Annotated in this window: 16 protein-coding genes and 2 tRNA genes; 10 read left to right on the top strand and 8 right to left on the bottom strand. The window is 64.5% G+C overall.

Going from position 1 to position 18,476, the window contains the following annotated elements:
- Nucleotides 1-19: 19 nt before the first annotated feature.
- A complete protein-coding gene (locus AB4118_RS02890) occupies nt 20-763 on the bottom strand; it encodes a response regulator (RefSeq protein ID WP_441488289.1) in 744 nt (247 codons plus the stop codon).
- 293 nt (nt 764-1,056) lie between these two features.
- On the opposite strand from AB4118_RS02890, the gene AB4118_RS02885 reads away from it, so the two are divergent.
- Complete coding sequence (locus AB4118_RS02885) at nt 1,057-1,791, top strand: MipA/OmpV family protein (RefSeq protein WP_441488288.1); 735 nt, start codon at nt 1,057-1,059, stop codon at nt 1,789-1,791.
- Between the two features lie 320 nt (nt 1,792-2,111).
- Entirely contained in the window at nt 2,112-3,404 is a 1,293-nt protein-coding gene (locus AB4118_RS02880) for a TAXI family TRAP transporter solute-binding subunit (protein WP_441488287.1), read from the top strand.
- Nucleotides 3,405-3,582: 178 nt separating this feature from the next.
- On the opposite strand, the gene AB4118_RS02875 is transcribed toward AB4118_RS02880, so the two are convergent.
- Together AB4118_RS02875 and AB4118_RS02870 are read right to left on the bottom strand one after the other, a co-directional pair.
- The gene (locus tag AB4118_RS02875) at nt 3,583-3,798 is read right to left on the bottom strand and encodes a DUF1059 domain-containing protein (protein WP_441488286.1); all 216 of its coding nucleotides are present in this window, start codon (nt 3,796-3,798) and stop codon (nt 3,583-3,585) included.
- A 300-nt stretch (nt 3,799-4,098) separates the two neighbouring features.
- Nucleotides 4,099-4,173 (bottom strand) — tRNA-Gln (locus tag AB4118_RS02870).
- 181 nt (nt 4,174-4,354) lie between these two features.
- On the opposite strand from AB4118_RS02870, the gene AB4118_RS02865 reads away from it, so the two are divergent.
- Nucleotides 4,355-4,431 (top strand) — tRNA-Pro (locus AB4118_RS02865).
- A gap of 539 nt (nt 4,432-4,970) precedes the next feature.
- Here AB4118_RS02865 and AB4118_RS02860 read toward each other — a convergent pair.
- Nucleotides 4,971-5,597 (bottom strand): biotin transporter BioY, encoded by a 627-nt coding sequence (locus AB4118_RS02860; protein ID WP_441488285.1) that lies wholly within the window; start codon nt 5,595-5,597, stop codon nt 4,971-4,973.
- 158 nt (nt 5,598-5,755) lie between these two features.
- Between AB4118_RS02860 and AB4118_RS02855 the strand changes: the two genes are divergently transcribed.
- Nucleotides 5,756-6,676 carry an MBL fold metallo-hydrolase gene (locus AB4118_RS02855; protein WP_441488284.1) on the top strand — a complete coding sequence of 307 codons (921 nt, stop codon included), beginning with the start codon at nt 5,756-5,758 and terminating at the stop codon, nt 6,674-6,676.
- A 48-nt stretch (nt 6,677-6,724) separates the two neighbouring features.
- On the opposite strand, the gene AB4118_RS02850 is transcribed toward AB4118_RS02855, so the two are convergent.
- Together AB4118_RS02850 and AB4118_RS02845 are read right to left on the bottom strand one after the other, a co-directional pair.
- A complete protein-coding gene (locus AB4118_RS02850) occupies nt 6,725-7,501 on the bottom strand; it encodes a DUF1499 domain-containing protein (RefSeq protein ID WP_441488283.1) in 777 nt (258 codons plus the stop codon).
- Between the two features lie 45 nt (nt 7,502-7,546).
- Nucleotides 7,547-9,178, bottom strand: a complete 1,632-nt coding sequence (locus AB4118_RS02845) for a long-chain-fatty-acid--CoA ligase (RefSeq protein WP_441488282.1) — start codon at nt 9,176-9,178, stop codon at nt 7,547-7,549.
- 214 nt (nt 9,179-9,392) lie between these two features.
- On the opposite strand from AB4118_RS02845, the gene AB4118_RS02840 reads away from it, so the two are divergent.
- The 5 genes from AB4118_RS02840 to AB4118_RS02820 all read left to right on the top strand — a co-directional run bounded on the left by AB4118_RS02840 (nt 9,393) and on the right by AB4118_RS02820 (nt 14,987).
- Nucleotides 9,393-9,794, top strand: coding sequence for a MarR family winged helix-turn-helix transcriptional regulator (locus AB4118_RS02840; RefSeq protein WP_084652251.1), 402 nt, complete (start codon nt 9,393-9,395; stop codon nt 9,792-9,794).
- A 7-nt stretch (nt 9,795-9,801) separates the two neighbouring features.
- Nucleotides 9,802-10,653, top strand: coding sequence for a patatin-like phospholipase family protein (locus AB4118_RS02835; protein WP_441488281.1), 852 nt, complete (start codon nt 9,802-9,804; stop codon nt 10,651-10,653).
- Between the two features lie 52 nt (nt 10,654-10,705).
- Entirely contained in the window at nt 10,706-12,175 is a 1,470-nt protein-coding gene (locus tag AB4118_RS02830) for an amidase family protein (protein ID WP_441488280.1), read from the top strand.
- 119 nt (nt 12,176-12,294) lie between these two features.
- The gene (locus tag AB4118_RS02825) at nt 12,295-13,674 is read left to right on the top strand and encodes an aspartate aminotransferase family protein (RefSeq protein WP_441488279.1); all 1,380 of its coding nucleotides are present in this window, start codon (nt 12,295-12,297) and stop codon (nt 13,672-13,674) included.
- A 419-nt stretch (nt 13,675-14,093) separates the two neighbouring features.
- Nucleotides 14,094-14,987 carry a metallophosphoesterase gene (locus AB4118_RS02820; protein ID WP_441488278.1) on the top strand — a complete coding sequence of 298 codons (894 nt, stop codon included), beginning with the start codon at nt 14,094-14,096 and terminating at the stop codon, nt 14,985-14,987.
- A gap of 208 nt (nt 14,988-15,195) precedes the next feature.
- Here AB4118_RS02820 and AB4118_RS02815 read toward each other — a convergent pair whose 3' ends face one another.
- Nucleotides 15,196-15,792 carry a L,D-transpeptidase gene (locus AB4118_RS02815; protein ID WP_441488277.1) on the bottom strand — a complete coding sequence of 199 codons (597 nt, stop codon included), beginning with the start codon at nt 15,790-15,792 and terminating at the stop codon, nt 15,196-15,198.
- Between the two features lie 243 nt (nt 15,793-16,035).
- Here AB4118_RS02815 and AB4118_RS02810 point away from each other — a divergent pair, with 243 nt between their 5' ends.
- Complete coding sequence (locus AB4118_RS02810) at nt 16,036-16,965, top strand: histone deacetylase family protein (RefSeq protein ID WP_441488276.1); 930 nt, start codon at nt 16,036-16,038, stop codon at nt 16,963-16,965.
- 190 nt (nt 16,966-17,155) lie between these two features.
- Here AB4118_RS02810 and ribB read toward each other — a convergent pair whose 3' ends face one another.
- Nucleotides 17,156-18,433, bottom strand: a complete 1,278-nt coding sequence (gene ribB / locus AB4118_RS02805) for a 3,4-dihydroxy-2-butanone-4-phosphate synthase (RefSeq protein ID WP_441488275.1) — start codon at nt 18,431-18,433, stop codon at nt 17,156-17,158.
- Nucleotides 18,434-18,476: the final 43 nt, after the last annotated feature.

Below are 18,476 nucleotides of genomic sequence, written 5' to 3'. Positions count from 1 at the left end.
CGCGACCACAGCCTTACCCTCATGGCGTCGCTTCGGGCGCATCGGCAACCACGTCCGCAGTCATGACATATCCCTCGCTCCGCACGGTCTTGATGAGCAGTGGTTCCTGCGGATTGATCTCGATCTTGCGGCGCAGCCGGCTGATCTGGACGTCGATGCTGCGATCGAAGATCTGGCTTGCCCTGCCATGGGCCAGATCGAGCAGCTGATCACGGCTGAGAACACGCTGCGGATGCTCGACGAATGCCAAAAGCAGATCGAACTCGCCGCTGGTCAGGTCGGTCAGCACATTGTCGGGAGACAGGAAGACGCGGCGTTTCGCATCCAGAGTCCATCCCGCAAACCGAAAGTTCGACCGCACGTGATCGCGCGCAGCGGCGGGAGAGACGCCGGTCCGGCGCAGAACAGCCCGCACCCGCGCCAGAAGCTCCCGCGGGTTGAAAGGCTTCGTCACGTAATCGTCGGCACCGAGTTCGAGCCCGACGACCCGATCCGTATCGGATGTCATCGCCGTCAGCAGGATGATCGGGATATTGCTCGTGGCACGGACGCGCCGGCAAAGGCTGAGCCCATCCTCTCCCGGCATCATGATATCGAGGACGATGAGGTCGAAGCGCCCTGCTTCCAGGGCTTCGAGCATCTGCGCCCCGGCCTGGGCCTGCGTCACACGCACCCCATGCTCACTCAGGAATCGCGCGAGGATCCTGAGTATCGTGGCGTCGTCATCGACGATGAGGAGATGAGGGCTGTTCGAGCGGGCCACGCGATGAAGCTCCGGCAGAGGAGTACCCTTGGCCTTCCACATGCCCTTTGGGCAAGCATCATTCTGTAACAGTCTGTTGCAAACCGAAATCCCGGAGACATCGCCCCGCGCCCCCACTGCCCTAGAGATGAGCGTCTCGCGAACGCGTTTTGCGCCATTGGGGTTGATGAATGACGTCGTTGGAGGCGCTTCGGCGCATTTTGTCCGGCCGCGTGGCCCTGGCCGCATCTGCCCTGGCGCTCATCTGCACGACAGGTCCTGGTGATGCCCATGCGCAGAGTCTTTTCGATCGCATGCCAACGATCCCCGGCGATTGGACCATCACCCTGGGTGCTCAGGGCAGGTTTCTCCCCGAATTCGAAGGCGCGAGCCGCTTCCGCTTCGAACCCCTGCCGATCGTCTCCGTCCGCCGGGCCGGCAAGGCTGCGCGCTTTCGCGCCCCTCTGGACGGTGCCGGTATTTCGCTGATCGACATCGGCGGCTTCCATGGCGGTCTTGTCGGCAAGTACAAGGGCGGGCGCGACGCTGGCGACTACCCCAGACATTTGCGCGGGCTCGGCGATGTCGACGCGACGATCGAAGCTGGCCTCTTCGCCGAGTTCTGGCCCCGGGATTGGTTCCGGACGCGAATCGAAACGCGCCGTGGTTTCGGCGGGCACAGGGGCTTCGTCGCCGACCTTTTCGCCGATGTCGTCGTTCCCATTGGCGAACGCTGGACGCTGTCCGGCGGGCCGCGCCTGTCGCTGGCCGACAACAAGGCGACCGCACCGTATTTCGGCGTCGACGCGGCCCAATCGCTGGCTTCCGGACTTCCCCTCTTCAATGCCAAGGGCGGGCTGCATTCGATCGGCGCCGGCCTGCAGGCGCGCTATCAACTGACGCCGCGATGGGAGGTCCGTGCCTATGTCGAATACGCCCGCCTCAGGGATGATGCGGCATCCAGCCCGCTGGTGACCCGCTATGGATCGCCGAACCAGACGACCGTCGGCCTCGGCTTGAGCTACTCGTTCGACGCCAAACTCTGGTGAGGGGATGCCCCTTGGACAGGCGTGGCGAGGGTGCGGCGTACGTGAGGCAGATGGAAGCGCCGGCTCCGGCCGCTAAAGCGTAACGGAGGAAAGGGCATTTACGTTTGCAACGGGCGCAGGGGGGCTGGCAATGATGATAGAGCTGGCGAGCGCGCGAGTGTCGTGCAAATCTCCGGGACCTTGCGATCATTCTGCCCCCATTGCAGGCATCTACCGTGCCGGTTCACGCTCCGAGACCAGACAAACCTAGTTTCGCGGGTCGGCGCAGGGGCGTTCTGCGCATTCTATTGCTGTTTGTTGCATCAGCAGCCATTGCAGGCTTGGCTCTCTCCTACAGCACGGTGCGCGACTACGGCTCCTTTCGAGCGTCGATACTGACCGGCGCGCCAGGCGGCGCCTATCATTCGCTCGCTTCAAATCTGGCGCAGCTGGCCAGGCGCGACCGAGGGCATCTCGAGGTTATCCCGACAGCGGGTTCGATCGAGAACGCCAAACGCCTGATGGCAGACCAGAAATCCTGCGCCGAGAAATTTGCCTTCGTTCAGGACGGCACTCCAGTGCCTGCCGAATCCGAACTGGAACTATTGGGGCGCCTGCCCGAACCGGAGTCGCTGCTCTTTCTGACCCGGCGCGATCGGTCCTTCGGTAGCTTCTCCGACCTACGGGGCGCCTCCATCGGAATAGGCCCCGAGAATTCGGGAACGGCCTATCTCGTGCTCCAGCTGCTCGGCGATCCCGACCTGAAGAAGCTCGACATTCGAACGTCCTATCGCGAGCTCGAGGAGCAAGCTCAGCTTGTGGCGCAGGGCAATCTCGATATTGCCGCCTATGTCATGCGAAATGATGCCGAGTTCCTGCGGACGATCATCGGCCGCTATGATCTGGAAATCATCGAACTCCGAGATTTAAGAGGTTTGACCGACCGCTTTCCATGGCTGACTCTTGGGCGCGTGCCGGCTGGCCGATACGACTTGATGCGCCTGGCCCCTGCGACCGACAAAATGGTGCCGCAGGTCAATACGCTGGTCCTGGCCAACGCGTGCGCGAAGAGAGCTGACCGCATTGAATTGCTGGTGCTCCTGGCGGCTGCGCTTCCGACTTTCGTGCGCAGCAACCCGCCGACCTCGACGAGTTCGGCGACCGCGGTGCCGCTATCGTCCGAAGCGAGGCAGTTCTTTCTGACTGGCGAGCCGGAGTTCGTAGACCGCTATTTTCCGTGGCTCGTGAACCTCATGTCGCCCGCCTATTGGATCTACCTCGTCATGGCCGTTACGGCCCTTTTCAACCTGCTGAAGGGCATCAGCCGCTTTCGTCTTTGGCGACTTGATTCCGCGCGCGAGAAGCTTGAGGCGGAAGCAAGGCTCGTGGCGGGGGAGGCCGTCAGCCATGCGCCAGCACTGCATCCCATCGCGAAGCCCGCCTTGCCGGATGCGGATGAACGTGAAGCGATCAGGGACATGCTGGAGCGCCTGGCCGGGCTGCGCGAGCGGTGTCAGCGATACGCCAACTCGTTCGCAACGCCGATGGGCGAGGAAATGTTCTATCGCTACCAGCAATTCCTGATCGACCGCACGACAGTCGAACTGAAGGCGCGTCTTGGAACGGGCTCATAACTCGTAGCTGCACCGATTCCCAACACATGCGCCGACTATCGCCCCGACACGGCCCAGCCTCTCTCGTCTGGTCGATGAGATGACACGGCGCCGCTCGTTACAGACGTGCTTGAGACCGTGCACAAAACCGGCAGCAGGCCAGTTGTTGGATCAGAGAATGGCGGCACCACGTGTTCGATCAGGCGGCGCGACTTGGTGCCTTCTCAGACGGCATGCCATCTTTGATGGCGGCTTTGATTTGGTTCCGCAGTTCAGGCGTATCTTGATGCCCATGCACGGCAACGGCGTGCTGCACCGAGGCCTCCACCAGTTCGCTCTCATTGTCGGCGATGATCGTGACTGAGCAATTCATCTCGCTCGGGAATTCACGGCAGTCGATGAACTTGCGTCCCATAACGTCCTCCCCGATTGGGAGATCAAGCAACCTTCCATCACGTCGAATGGAAGCCCCCTACTTCACCTACAGTACGCTTACGCCCGGGGCCTGGCAAAAAGATCCGGCGCCCGACGATCGGATGTAGCTGAGATAATCGAAGCCTGCTGATGCGGGAGAATGTCGTTCGCCCCTGTGGGTCTCGATCCTACCAACCCGTTCGCCACTTCAGGCTAGCAGCCAAGGGCGTCACGTCCGACTGCTATGGACAACGGTTACAGAAATCTTGGAAAATCGTTTAAAATCAATATTTTATGATAATGGCTGGGGCGCCAGGATTCGAACCTGGGAATGGCGGTACCAAAAACCGCTGCCTTACCACTTGGCGACGCCCCAACGCGCTGCTGCGTTCTAGTGTGCGTCGCGCCTCTGTGCAACCGTCGACAAGCGCTTCTCACAGGTGGCTGCATCCGACGCAACAGATCCTTCGGCGAGGCTCTGGAGAAATCCACACAAGAGGTGCTTAGCCCTGTTGCGCTGCGGCGCGACGCTGGCTATAAGCCGGCCACCAGTTGATCGGAGTGTAGCGCAGTCTGGTAGCGCACCACGTTCGGGACGTGGGGGTCGCAGGTTCAAATCCTGCCACTCCGACCAAAGTTTCCCGAGATATTTCAAGTAGTTACAAATCAAGCCCTTCGGGGCTTTTTTGTTGCCCGGACAGTTTCAGCGTGGCTTGATCCTCAGGTGGGCCTGTTTTGGCCCAATTAACGCATCCACGACTTCTCCCGGTACAGCGATGGTGTCGTGCGCGCCGCTCCTGTAGTCTCGCCCAAGGACAATGGGGCTCACTGTATGACGCGCTTTTCCCGAATCATCGGAATCATGAGCCTCGCCGTGCTGCTTTCCGGCTGCGACAAATGCGGGGAGCTGATGAAGCTCGATATCTTCGGCCAACCCGTGAAGACCTGCTCCGGCAATAATCCGCAAGGCTGAGCGCGGGCCCGTCTGCCTGACGCGAATCGGTGGACTATCGGGCCGGATCTTGTATGCGGCCCGATGCTTTCACCTTGTGCGGCTGCATCGGCCTTGCCGAAAACCGCAATCCACTTTTCGGGCCGACGCCTTCCCGGCTGGCGTCAAAGAAAAAGCCGGGGCAAGCCCCGGCTCGTTCGTCTCTACCGCTGCTGCGGATCTCAGCCACGGCGGCGCAGGAAGGACCAGCTTGCCCCGACAAGGCTCGCAGCCAGCCCCATCTTGAGTGCATCGCCGAGCAGGAAGGGCTGCACGCCGAAAGCGAAGGCCTTGGCGAAGCCGATACCCGTGGCACCGCTCGCCATCTGCGCGCCGAGCGCGAGCCACAGGCCGCCGAGGCCAAGAATCAGCGCTTCCGCGGTAATGAATCCCGCGATCAGGCGGAACACCGAGGCGCCACGCTCGGCCGCCCAGCCAGCGACAGCCGCCGCAAGCACGAAGCCGACGAGGAACCCGCCGGTCGGACCGGCAAGATAGAGCAGCCCGGCTGCAACCGGCGGCGTGTTGGTGAAGACCGGCAGCCCGGCAAGGCCATAGGCAATATAGAGTGCGACAGTCGCAGCGCCGAGGCGCGACCCATAGGCGGCCCCCAGGCCGAGCACCACCAGCGTCTGCAGGGTCATCGGCACCGGCCAGAACGGCACCTTGATCTTGGCCGCGAGGACGAGCAGCAGGCTGCCGGCCACGGCAAGGGCGACATTGCGCGCCAGCGCGGCGCGACGTCCGGAGACCTGGGGAAGGATCGCGTTGACCAGGGTCGGAGCGGAAAGGGGAAGCAGATCGGCCATGCGCTCTCATCCATTTTTCGAGGGCCGCGCTGCGCAGCCGGTTTTCCGTCTATAGAAAATGCTGCAATGCCCTACAAGGCGCGCGGCGGTGCGCGAAGCGGCAAGGCCGGGGCGCAACCTGCCCCCGTGACGCAACTGGACCAGGCGACGGAACCCGCATGAGCGAAGACATCGAATTCGATCGGAGCGCCACGGCTCCCTCCGGCGAGGTGGTTGAACTGTCGCCGCTCGTCCGGCGCATCATCGCCGGAAATGGCGGGCCGATGACCTTTACCGGCACCTGCACCTATATCATCGGCCGGGGCACTGTGGCGGTGCTCGATCCTGGCCCCGACGACCCGGCTCATGTCGCGCGCGTCCTTGCCGCACTCGCTGGCGAGAGCGTCAGCCATATCCTTGTCACACACACCCATCGCGATCATTCGCCTGCCGTGCCGGCACTGCAAGCGGCGACAGGCGCCATCGTCGCCGGCTGCCTGCCGCATCGCGCGACGCGCGAACTGGCGCTTGGCGAGATCAATCCGCTCGATGCCGCGGCCGACCGCGATTATGCCCCCGATCTGCCGATGCATGACCGTGACACGGTCACGGGCCCCGGCTGGACGCTCTCGGCCGTCGAAACGCCGGGGCACACCGCCAATCACCTCGCCTTCGCGCTCGCGGAAGAGACAAGCCTGTTTTCAGGCGACCATGTCATGGCCTGGTCGACGAGCATCGTTGCCCCGCCCGACGGCTCGATGGCGTCCTACATGGCTTCGATCGAAAAACTGCGCGCGATGGAGCACGCCATCTACTGGCCTGGCCATGGCGGGCCGGTGAACGAACCGCAGCGCTTCCTGCGCGCGCTCGTGCAGCACCGCCGGCTGCGCGAAGCCGCGATCCTCAACCGCCTCAGGGCTGGCGACGAGCGCATCGCAGAGATGGTGCCGCCCATCTATCAGGGCTTGCCGGTCGCATTGCATGGCGCGGCCTCGCTCTCGATCCTCGCCCAACTCGAGGATCTGGTCCTCAACGGCACTGTCATCTGCGACGAGGCACTGCCGATGCTGGCGAGCCGATACAAACTGGCCCGGACCTGATGCAGCGGCGTCGATTTCTTCGGATCGCATCACGCCGTCGCACATGACCTACCGTGCCTCGACCAGCAGCTCGACCTCGGCAGCAAAGGCGGCGATGCGGGCAGCATTTGCGCCGAGATCGTGGCTTCCGATCCGCGAAGCCGAGCGGATGTCGATGCGGCTGCCGTCGGCACGCGGTCGCACACGGATCGTGATGTCCTCGGCAAGGCGCAGGATTCGGGTGCGCGCCACCGCCTCGATCCGCCCTGCCCCGCTGCGTCCGCCGGGGCGCGACGCTTCGAGCACCTGCCAGCCCAGTGCAGTGGCGGCCCGGCGCGCGATCGTGAACGCCGTTTCGGCCGGGACCTCCAGCACGATCGGCAGCGTCTTCGGATAGGCTTGGCGCTGGATGCGCCGCTCTCCAGCCGGTACGTCGGGCGGCACCAGGCCGTGGCGTGCGGTCAAGGCGGCCTGCGAGCGGCTAAAGATCGGGGGATCATCGATATCGGTCGATATATCGCTCAATCGCGGCAGCGTCAGCCATTTGAAGCCACCATAGAGCAGTGGGGCAAGCATGATGAGCGCAAGCACGAAGGCCTGCGCCGCCATGCCGACCCCACGATGCCCCACCTGCCAGATCCGCATGAAGGCGAGCACGGCCAGCAGCAACGCCAGCAGAACGAAGCCATAGGCACCGGCGATCGGCGCGAGCCCCTGTGCCGAAGGCTCGCCGAGCCGGGCGACGAGAATGGCCAGCAGCAGCACCGCGACGGAAAACCAGGCCAGCCGCCGGCTCCAGCGTGCGGCGCGCGAGACAGGTTCCTCGAAGACGATGCGACGATGCATGATGATTACGTGGCGGGGTCTGGCACCGAAGGCAAGCCTCGCGGCTCAGCCTGTCGGCAGGCGATAGTCCTTGAACTGCTCGCGCAGCGCGGTCTTCTGGATCTTGCCCGTAGCGGTATGCGGTATCGCCTCGACCAGGACGACATCGTCCGGCAGCCACCATTTTGCGATCTTGCCGGTCATATAGGCCAGCATCTCGTCGCGGCTCGGTGAACGGCCGGGTTTTGGGACGATGACCAGCAGCGGCCTCTCGTCCCATTTGGAATGGGCGACGCCAATCACCGCGGCCTCCGCCACATCGGGATGGCCGACCGCGAGATTTTCGAGATCGATGGACGATATCCACTCGCCGCCCGACTTGATCACATCCTTGGAGCGGTCGGTGATCTGGAGATATCCCGCCGCATCCAGTGTCCCGACATCGCCCGTATCGAAGAAACCGTGCTCGTCGAGGATCGCTTCATCCTCACACCTGAAATAAGCGCCGGCGACGGATGGTCCGCGCACCTTCAGGCGCCCGAAGGTCTTGCCATCCCAAGGCAGGTCCTGGCCGGCATCGTCGGTGATGCGGAATTCGACGGTAAAGGGCGGATGCCCCTGCTTGACCTTGAGATCGTAGAGCGCATCGCCCTGCAGATGCCCATAGACCGGCTTGATCGAGCAGAACGAGCCGATCGGGCTCATTTCGGTCATACCCCAGGCATGTGCGACCGTGACGCCATATTTGCGCTCGAATGCCTCCGTCATCGCCCGCGGACAGGCTGAGCCACCGATCACCACACGTTTCAGCGTCGAGAGGCGGGCGTTGGTCGCTTCCAGATGCTGCAGCAGGCCAAGCCAGACCGTCGGCACCGCAGCGGTGCAGGTCACGCCCTCGCTTTCCAGCAATTCGAGCAGCGATGCACCGTCGAGCTTCGCACCCGGCATGACCAGCTTGGCTCCGGTCATCGGCGCGGAATAGGCCAGCGACCAGCTATTGGCATGGAAGAGCGGCACGACCGGCAGCACGCTGTCGCGCGAGGACAACCCGATATAATCCGGCGCCGAGCAGGCCATGGCATGCAGCACGTTCGAGCGGTGCGAATAGAGCACCCCCTTCGGACCGCCGGTGGTGCCGGAGGTGTAGCAGAGCCCGGCGGCGGTGTTCTCGTCGAACTGCTTCCAGGCGAAATCATCATCGGCTTCAGTGAGCCACTCCTCGAAGGCGGCTGCTCCCTTCAGGCTGGTTTGCGGCATATGTGCCGCATCGGTCAGCAAGATGTAGCGCTCGATGCTCGGCAGCCTGTCCTGGATCTGCTCGATCAGCGGCACGAAGGTCAGGTCGAGGAACAGCATCCTGTCCTCGGCATGGTTGATGATCCAGGCGATCTGCTCCGGGAACAGCCGCGGATTGACCGTATGCGTGATCGCGCCGATCCCGCTGATCCCGTACCAGAGTTCGAGATGCCGGTCGGTATTCCACGCCAGCGTCGCGACCCGGTCGCCGAGCCGCATCCCTTCCCGCTCGAGGCGCCTGGCCACGCGCAGGGCGCGGCGGCGGATATCAGCATAGGTCGTGCGCCGCAGCGAGCCGTCTTCCACCGCGCGGCTCACGACCTCGCGGGTGCCGTGCTGGACGGCGGCATGGTCGATGATCCGGTGCAGCAGCAGGGGCCAGTCCTGCATCAGGCCAAGCATAGCGTCTCTCCCCACGATCATTCTTGCTGTTGTTGGGAACAGCATAGACAGGCTGCTCCCCGGCAGGGAAGCAGGAGTTGAGCCGGAGCGGGAATGAAGGGCTCGCCTGGAGCCACGCGATAGTTTAGGGCAGAACTGATAGACCCTGAGAGTTGGAACCGTGTCAGCGCCCGACGCCCTACGCACCGATCCAGACCGCGTCTGGTTCCGCTTCATGCGGTTGCACCAGCGCATGCTCGGCCAGATGACGGCGCGCATCCGTACGCTCGGGCTCTCGATCCCTCAATTCGATCTGCTCTCCACGCTGACCGAGCGCGAAGGCATCAGCCAAAGCGAGCTGGCCGAGCGGCTCTACGTCACCAAGGGCAACGTCTCCGGGCTCGTCGATCGCCTGGTGCAGGCCGGCCTCGTCGAGCGCCGCGCCATCGCGGGCGACCGGCGTTCCTATGCGATGCATCTGACGCCCGAGGGGCGCAGGCTGGCGGAAGCCGGCATCGCGGCGCAACGCAGCTATGTCGCGACCACGCTCGGCAAGCTGCCGGCCGGCGATCTCGCAGATCTCGACCGGCTCGTCCTGGCCTGGCGCGACCTCGCTCGCGCCGCGGACGCCGAATAGCGCCTTTATGTTCGCCGGGCTCGCCTTCGCTGGCGGCGGCAATCGCTGCTACTGGCAGGGTGGCTTCCATGAAACCGTGGCGCCACGCCTCGCGTTGTCGCCGCGCCGGGTCGTCGGTGTCAGCGCCGGCGCCTTCGCGATGCTCTATACGGCACTCGGTCTCGGCCCGACCGTACGCGAGCAGGTCAGGCAAGCCTGTATCGACCGAACATCCGAAATGGATTGGGCGGCCTTTCGCCGGGGTGGGCGGCTCTTCCCGGTCGGCGAGCTCTCTCAGAGCCTCCTCACTCAGCTCTTCACGCCCGAGGCCCTCTCAACCCTGCGGCTGATGAGCGATTTCCGCATCGCGATCTCGCGCCCGCCACGCTTCTGGCCCCTGCCGATCGCCGCGATGCTGGGGATCGGCGCCTATCAGCTCGAAAAGCGCCTTCGCCGGCCGGTCCATCCCACCGCCGGGCGCCGCCTCGGTTTCGTGCCCGATCTTGTCCGGCTCGCCGACTGCGCAACCGCAGAGCAACTGGTCGCGGCCCTGATGGCGAGCGCTGCAGTGCCTCCCTTCATGCCGGCCGGGCTCGTCGGGCAGCGCGCTGCGCTCGACGGCGGGCTGGTCGACAGCGCCCCCGCCTGGGCGCTCGCCGATCTGGAACAGGCCGGCGAACGGACGCTGGTCCTGCTGACGCGCCCCTTCTCCGCGGTGCCGCAGGTGCCGGGCCGGACCTATGCGCGCCCGTCCCGGACCATTCCGGTCTCGCAATTCACGATCCGCGACTGGGAGGGGATCCGCTTCGCCTACGAACTCGGCATCAGTGACGGCGAGAGCTTCCTTCGGCGGATGGAAGTCGAAGCGCGAACCGGCTAGGCATGAGGCTGGTTCCTGCGAACTGGTTCTTGCCAACCGACCGGACGTACCGATGCCTGCGATCGATCTGACCGCCTCCGCGACCGACCTCCGCGAAGCCCTGCTCGCGCGCCGCTTCAGCGCAAGCGACCTGCTCGAGGCCAGCTTCGCCCGCATCGACTCGCTGAACCCATCGCTCAACGCCATCATTGCCCAGGACCGCGAGGCCGCGCGCGCCATGGCGGCAGAATCGGACAAGCGCCTCGCCGATGGCAGCGCCCGCCCGCTTGAAGGGCTGCCGATCACGATCAAGGACGCGTTCGACGTTGCCGGCCTGCCCTCCTCCGGCGGGCTACCCGCCTACAAGGACCGCATTCCTGCGGATGATGCCGCCCCGGTCGCTCGCCTGCGCGCTGCCGGCGCCGTCATTCTGGGCAAGAGCAACGTCCCGGTCTTCTCAGGCGATTTCCAGAGCTACAACCCCATTCACGGCGTCACCAACAACCCTTGGAATGCGGCCTTCTCGCCCGGCGGCTCGTCCGGCGGAGCGGCAACCGCGGTCGCGACCGGCATGTCTGCTTTCGAGCTCGGCTCCGATCTCGGTGGCTCGGCGCGCTGGCCGGCCCATGCCTGCGGCGTCTACGGCCTGAAGACGAGCTGGGGGTTGATCTCGACCTGGGGCCACCTGCCGCCGCCGCCCGAGCGCCGCACACCGCGTAATGCCGACCTCCTGGTCGCCGGACCGATCACGCGCGCGCCCGAGGATCTTGCGCTCATCCTTCCGGTGCTGGCCGGCCCGCGCGATTCCCGAGTCGCGGGCGCCACACTCACCGCTCCTAGGCTGGAAGAGCCCCGCGGCCTGCGTGTCGCACTCTGGGCCGACGATGCTTTCGCTCCGACCGACCGGGAGGTCGGCGCAGCCGTGCATCGGGCCGCGGATCTGCTTGCCGCGCAGGGCGCGATCATCGACGAGACTGCGCGCCCGGCGATCCGCTTCTCCGAAGCCTTCGAGGTCTATGCGCTGCTCAACCATGCCGTCGTCGCCTATGGTCTGCCGCCCAAGGTCAGGGCGCGTATCCAGGCCATGGCATCGCGCTTCAGCACCAACGATCTCTCGCATCAATCGCTGCAAGCGCGCGGCGCGCGCATGACGCCGGGGCTCTATCAGCAGATCTCGCAGCGGCGCATGGCTCTGAAACGGCAATGGGCCCGCTTCTTCCAGTCCTATGACGTCGTGCTCTGCCCACCCGCCCCCGTTGCCGCGATCCCGCATGACCACACGCCGGATATTCACGCGAGGCGCCTTGTCGTGAACGGCGAGCCTCGCCCCTATCTCGATTTCCTGCTCTGGGCCTCGCTCGCGACTGGCGCGGACCTGCCTGCGCTGGTTGCGCCGATCTCGCTGTCGGACGCTGGTCTGCCGCTCGGCGTGCAGATCATTGCGGCGGCCGGCGAAGACCTGACGGCAGTCGCCGTCGGCGGCATGCTGGCAAGGGCGGGCGCAGGATATCGCGTTCCCCCCGGCTCGGCCGGACAATCCTGAGCAGGCGCAACCCGATACGCGCCAGAGTCTGCGTCGATCTGCGTGAAAATCGCTCAGTGCTTGCGCTGATCCCGGTCTATGCTCGCATAAAGGCCGCATAAAAACCTGGAGATTGCGCCATGCTATCCAACCTCGCCGTCCGCGACATCGAGACCCTGGTCCACCCATACACGAACCTGGCGACGCATCGCGAGACCGGCCCGCTGGTGCTGGAAAGCGGCAAGGGCGTCTACGTCTATGACAGCGCCGGCAAGGAATACATCGAGGGCATGGCCGGGCTCTGGTGCACCGCGCTCGGCTACTCCAACCAGGAGCTGATCGACACGGCGACGGAGCAGATGAAGAAGCTGCCCTTCACGCATATCTTCGGCGGGCGCAGCCATGATCCGGCGATCGAGCTGGCGGAGAAGCTGAAGGAGATCGCCCCGGTTCCGATCTCGAAGGTGTTCTACGGCGCCTCCGGCTCCGACGCCAACGACACCCAGGTGAAAATCGTCTGGTACATGAACAATGCCCTTGGCCGGCCGCAGAAGAAGAAGATCATCTCGCGGCTGAAGGGCTATCACGGCGTCACCGTGGCCTCGGCCTCGCTCACCGGCCTGCCCAACAATCATATCGATTTCGACCTGCCGCTGCCGGGCATCCTGCACACCTCCTGCCCGCATCATTATCGCTTCGCCGAGCCTGGCGAGAGCGAGCAGGATTACTCCTCGCGCCTCGCAGCCGAACTGGAGGAGATGATCCTGCGCGAAGGGCCGGACACGGTCGCCGCCTTCATTGCCGAGCCGGTAATGGGCGCCGGCGGCGCGATCACCCCGCCGGATGGCTATTTCGAGAAGATCAACGCCGTTCTCGCCAAATACGACATCCTGTTCATCTCGGATGAGGTCATCACCGGCTTCGGCCGCACCGGCAACATGTTCGGCACCACGACCTATGGCATGAACGTCGACACGATCTCGCTCGCCAAGCAGATCACCTCGGCCTATTTCCCGCTCAGCGCCGTGTTGATGAACGACAAGGTCTACGAGGTCCTCGTCGACCAGAGCCGCAAGATCGGCACCTTCGGCCACGGCAACACCTATGCCGGCCATCCCGTCGGTTGCGCGATCGCGGTCAAGACGCTGGAAATCTATCAGCGCGACAAGATCGTCGAGCACACCCGCAAGGTCTCCCCGACCTTCCTGCGGCGGCTGGAGAAGCTTGCCGAGCATCCGCTGGTCGGCGAAGCGCGCGGCGTCGGTCTGATCGGGGGCGTCGAGATCGTCAAGGACAAGGTGACCAAAGCGCCGTTCGAGACCAAGAAGGGCGTCGGCCCGAAATCGGTCTTCTTCGCGCAGGAAGAGGGCCTGATCACCCGCGCCATGGGCGACCGTGTCGCCTTCTGCCCGCCGCTCGTGATCACCGAGGCCGAGATCGAGGAGATGTTCGACCGCTACGAGCGGGCCCTGAACAAGACGCTCGCCTGGGTCAAGGCCGAAGGCTTGCTCGCGGCCTGAGCCGGCATGCTTAAGGGGAGATTAACCGAAGCGGCGACATGATTGCGATCGAGGCCGAAAAGCCACGAAGAAATCACGATCACGCCGCTTCGTCGTCCCGATCGGACGTCACCTTCCCTGTGTCGACGGCCAGGAACCGCCGGCACCGTGCAACAAGTAAAGTCAGGACCGATGCCTTCCGCCAACAAGCGTCAGACGACGCAACGCAGCGCGAGCTTCCATGATGCCTCGGCCAGAGAGGCCTACGCATCGCACTTCCGCCCGATCGCATTTCGCGCGATCGCCGCGGGAACGAGACGTGCCTCGCCTGCGTCGGACAGGACGGCAGAGAGGAAACCGGCTCATCTTGTGCCGGCCGTTCTCCGCAACGGTTTTGACGATTGACTTGACGACTGCCAGACTGACTTTCGAGACCCTCCATGATTGACCGGCGCAGAGCTCTCCAAACTCTCGCCGGTCTTTTTTTGGCCGGCTTCGGCACTGGCGGCTATGCCTATGCTTGGGAGCCAACCCATCAGCGGGTGACGCACTACCGCTTCACGCCGAATGGCTGGCCCCAGTCAGGCCGCCTCAAACTCGCAATCATCTCGGATCTGCACATTGGCGGGCCGCATATGCCGGTATCGCGTGTGCGCGATATAGTCGCGATGACCAACGAGCTGAAACCGGATCTCGTCCTGCTGCTCGGGGATTTCGTTGCGAGCCGGACGCGCCGCGCCTCCGACCCTCCCTATGCCGAATGGGCTATGGCACTCGCCGCGCTCAAGGCGCCGAGCGGGGTCTACACCGTACTCGGCAATCACGACTGGTGGCAGGACGAACCGACACAAAGGAACCGCAGCGGGCCGACACAAGCGGGCCTTGCGCTCGAAGCGGCCGGGATCGCGGTTCTCGAGAATCGGGCACTGCGCCTGGAGACCGCTGCAGGTCCGCTCTGGCTTGCCGGCCTCGGCGACCAGATCGCCTTCGTCAAACGGTTGCGCGGACAGAAGAATGGCGTCGACGATCTGCCCGGCACCCTCGCTCAGATCGCTGATGATGGCGCGCCCGTCATCATGCTGGCGCATGAGCCGGATGTCTTCGCCCGGATGCCGGCGCGGGTTGGGCTGACACTGTCAGGCCATACCCATGGCGGACAGGTAAGGCTGTTCGGCTGGTCGCCGATCGTGCCGTCACGCTATGGCAATCGCTACGCCTATGGCCATGTCCGCGAGAACGGGCGCGATCTGGTGGTTTCTGCCGGCCTCGGCACCAGCAAACTGCCGCTCAGGTTCGGAATTCCGCCGGAGGTTGTGCTGGTGGAGCTAGGCTAGGGCATCGGACCGAAAAGTGGAATCCGGTTTTTGGAAAAATCCGATGCTTAAACAAAGAGCTAGATCGCCGCTCCTGCGTCCGAACGGACGCACGGCGATCTAGCGACTGCCGCCGCATGCTCGGATGCCCCGAGCGTCTTGCTCCGCTCGATCTGAAATGCTGTCAGACCCTGGCCGGGCGAGGCCCGACCAGAACCGGAGGGGGCCGTCAGACCACCACCACCTTGGTGCCGACCGTGACCCGATTATAGAGGTCGATCACGTCGATATTGCGCATCCGTATGCAGCCGGAAGACGCCGAACGGCCAATGGTCTCGGGCTCGTTCGTGCCATGGATGCGGTAGAGCGTGTCCTTGCCGTTCTGGTAGAGATACAGAGCGCGCGCACCGAGCGGGTTGTCCGGACCGCCCTCCATGCCACCGGCGCGGGGCGCCAGATGCGGCCAGCGCTTGATCATCTCGGCCGGTGGGGTCCAGCGCGGCCACTCGGCCTTGCGCTGCATCGTGGCTTCACCCGTCCAGCCGAAGGCCTCGTCGCCGGTCGCGACGGCGTAGCGAATCGCCTTCTTGTTCGGCAGCACGAAGTAGAGAAACTTCTCGACCGTATCGACCTTGATGCTGCCGGGGGGCAGACCGGTCGGGTCCGTGATCTCGTAGGGCAACTGCGTGACCTGATGCTCGAATTTCGGCACCAGCGCGATGTATTCTGCATCGCGCTCGGACAGTGCGGGAGCATTCACGCTCTTGTATTGGCACGCACCGAGAAGGGTCGACAGCGCCAGGGCAACGATTACGGTCTGTTTCATGCCTACCACCAGCGACGCCGCGAACGCGCCTTTATGATGAATGAAAAGTTAATATTCTATTCCCGCCCCGGGGGTTGGGGCGACGTCGAGACATGCCGCTGCTCTATGCGGCAAACTGACATGGCGCAATGAAGTTCCAGCCGTGATGCGTGTTTCGTCGACTTCGACTGCGACCGTGGTAATCGCGCAACGGCAGTGCAACATGACGCGCGGCGGCAGGCCCCGCAATGAGGGTGAGAACCAGTGACGACGCTTCTGATTACACACCCGGCGAGCCTCCGGCACCTGACTCCGCCCGGCCATCCCGAGCGCCCGGACCGCATCCGCGTCGTCGAGCAAACACTCGAAGATGAACGATTCGCCCATCTCGCCCGGGTCGAGGCTCCGCGCGCCGATCTCGAACTCGTCACGCTCTGCCACCCGCGTCACTTCGCGGAGGCACTGATCGCCGCCTCACCGGCAACGGGACTCGTCGAGATCGAAGCCGACACCACGATGTCGCCCGGCTCGCTGGAGGCTGCGCTGCGCGGCGTCGGCGCAGCCGCCCATGCCGTGGACGAAGTGATGCAGGGCAAGGCGAGAAATGCCTTCTGTGCCACGCGCCCGCCCGGCCACCACGCCGAGAGCGTCAAGGCGATGGGCTTCTGCTTCTTCAATCAGGCTGCCATCGCCGCCCGCCACGCCCAGAAGGCCTATGGCGCGGAGCGCGTCGCGATCATCGACTGGGACGTGCATCACGGCAATGGCACGCAGGAGATCTTCTGGAACGACCCGAGCGTGCTTTACGCCTCAACCCATGAGATGCCGCTCTATCCCGGCACCGGCGCCGCCTCGGAACGTGGCGAGCACGGCACGATCGTCAATGCCCCCCTGCGCGCGGGCGATGGTTCCGACACCTTCCGGGATGCGTTCGAGACTGCGGTATTGCCGCGCGTCGACGCCTTCCAGCCCGACCTCGTGATCATCTCGGCCGGCTTCGATGCGCATTGGCGCGACCCGCTCGCCAATATCAATCTGGTCGAAAGCGATTTCGCCTGGGCAACCCAGAAGCTGATGGCGATTGCGGACCGCCGCGCCGAGGGCCGTGTCGTCTCGATCCTGGAAGGGGGCTACGATCTCGAAGCCCTGTCGAAATCGACCGCAAGCCATGTCCTGGCACTGATGCGAGGCTAAAGCATCGGCCCGAAAAGTGGATTGCGGTTTTCGGGAAAGCCGATGCAAAGACAAAGGGTTAGATCATCGGACTGGATGCGATGTCCGGTCCGCTGATCTAGCCGCCCTTGCAAGTCGCCCAGCGGCGACCCAATCCGGGCAGGGCAGGCATCCCCGGGGCTGCGTTTCGTCGCGCTGATGGCGGAGCCGCTCACTCCAGCGGCTGCGTCTCCGCGATCTCGATGCCGAAGCCGCTCAGGCCCACGAAGGAGCGCGGCGAGGATGCGAGGTTGACGATCGAGGCGACCCCGAGATCGCGCAGGATCTGGGCGCCGAGGCCGACCTCGCGCCATTGCTGCGAGCGCTGGGCGTCGGAGCCCTCCTCGACGCTTTTGATCGGCACGCCGGCGGAACCGTCGCGCAGATAGATCAGCACGCCGCGACCATCCTGCTGGAAGCGCCGGAGCGCGCACTGGATCGACTTCGCGCCGCCGAGCACATCCGCCACGACATTCGCACGATGCAGCCGCGCCGGGACCTTCTCGCCGTCACCGACCTTCCCCATGACGAAGGCAAAATGCTGGGTGTCTTCGAAGGGCGTGACATAGACATGGCCGGTCATCTCGCCGAACTCGGTCTTGACCGGGAAGGAATGCACCCGCTCGACGAGCTTCTCGCGCGCCTGGCGATAAGCGATCAGCTCGGCGACCGTGATCTGCTGCAGCCCGTGCGTCTTGGCGAAGGCGGTGATCTGCGCACCCTTCATCACGGTGCCATCATCATTGGCGAGCTCGCAGATCACGCCGACCGGCGGCAGATTGGCGAGCTTGCAGAGATCCACCGCCGCTTCGGTATGGCCGGAGCGCATCAGAACGCCGCCATCCTTGGCGATCAACGGAAACACGTGACCGGGCCGCACGAAATCCGTGGCGCCCATATTGCCATTGGCCAGCGCCCGCACGGTATTGTTGCGCTGCTCGGCCGAAATACCGGTGGTCAGCCCGTGCTTGACGTCGACCGTCACCGTGAAGGCCGTGCCGAGTGGTGCGTCGTTTGACGAGACCATCGGGTCGAGCCGGAGCCGCCGCGCCTCGTCAGCCGTCAGCGGCGCGCAGACGATGCCGCAGGTATTGCGGATAATGAAGGCCATCTTCTCCGGCGTGCAGAGCGAGGCCGCGATGATCAGATCGCCCTCGTTCTCGCGGTCATCGTCATCGGTGACGATAACGATCTCGCCGCGGGCGAAGGCTTCGATGGCCTGAGTGACGTTCTGCTGCATGACAGCCTCCCGCGGCCCTTGCAGGCCCAGAAAATCATTGGGGGTGACGGCACCGTTCGTGGCGGCGGCGATGCGCTCGGCACTTTCGCGCGAGATCCAGGCACTCTGATCGTTGCAGAGCGCCGTCACGCTGGCCGGCGACAGGCCGACCTGCCGCGCGAAGGCGCTGCGAGCCATGCCATTCTGCCGGAGCCAAGTTTCGAGCTTCATGGCCGCAAGTTAATACACCCCCGCTTCACTTGCAATGAAGCGG

The sequence above is a fragment of the Allobosea sp. 2RAB26 genome (assembly GCF_052115465.1).
Lineage (GTDB): Bacteria > Pseudomonadota > Alphaproteobacteria > Rhizobiales > Beijerinckiaceae > Allobosea.
Note: the sequence above shows the minus strand (reverse complement) of the source record. Positions and strands in the feature narration are given on the sequence as shown.

Coding starts and splice junctions, on each gene's coding strand:
- AB4118_RS02835 (WP_441488281.1), top strand. CDS start 9,802: ATGTTCGCCGGGCTCGCCTTCGCTGGCGGCGGCAATCGCTGCTACTGG.
- AB4118_RS02845 (WP_441488282.1), bottom strand. CDS start 9,178: ATGCTTGGCCTGATGCAGGACTGGCCCCTGCTGCTGCACCGGATCATC.
- AB4118_RS02830 (WP_441488280.1), top strand. CDS start 10,706: ATGCCTGCGATCGATCTGACCGCCTCCGCGACCGACCTCCGCGAAGCC.
- AB4118_RS02840 (WP_084652251.1), top strand. CDS start 9,393: ATGCGGTTGCACCAGCGCATGCTCGGCCAGATGACGGCGCGCATCCGT.
- ribB (WP_441488275.1), bottom strand. CDS start 18,433: ATGAAGCTCGAAACTTGGCTCCGGCAGAATGGCATGGCTCGCAGCGCC.
- AB4118_RS02855 (WP_441488284.1), top strand. CDS start 5,756: ATGAGCGAAGACATCGAATTCGATCGGAGCGCCACGGCTCCCTCCGGC.
- AB4118_RS02850 (WP_441488283.1), bottom strand. CDS start 7,501: ATGCATCGTCGCATCGTCTTCGAGGAACCTGTCTCGCGCGCCGCACGC.
- AB4118_RS02825 (WP_441488279.1), top strand. CDS start 12,295: ATGCTATCCAACCTCGCCGTCCGCGACATCGAGACCCTGGTCCACCCA.
- AB4118_RS02875 (WP_441488286.1), bottom strand. CDS start 3,798: ATGGGACGCAAGTTCATCGACTGCCGTGAATTCCCGAGCGAGATGAAT.
- AB4118_RS02885 (WP_441488288.1), top strand. CDS start 1,057: ATGCCAACGATCCCCGGCGATTGGACCATCACCCTGGGTGCTCAGGGC.
- AB4118_RS02815 (WP_441488277.1), bottom strand. CDS start 15,792: ATGAAACAGACCGTAATCGTTGCCCTGGCGCTGTCGACCCTTCTCGGT.
- AB4118_RS02820 (WP_441488278.1), top strand. CDS start 14,094: ATGATTGACCGGCGCAGAGCTCTCCAAACTCTCGCCGGTCTTTTTTTG.
- AB4118_RS02860 (WP_441488285.1), bottom strand. CDS start 5,597: ATGGCCGATCTGCTTCCCCTTTCCGCTCCGACCCTGGTCAACGCGATC.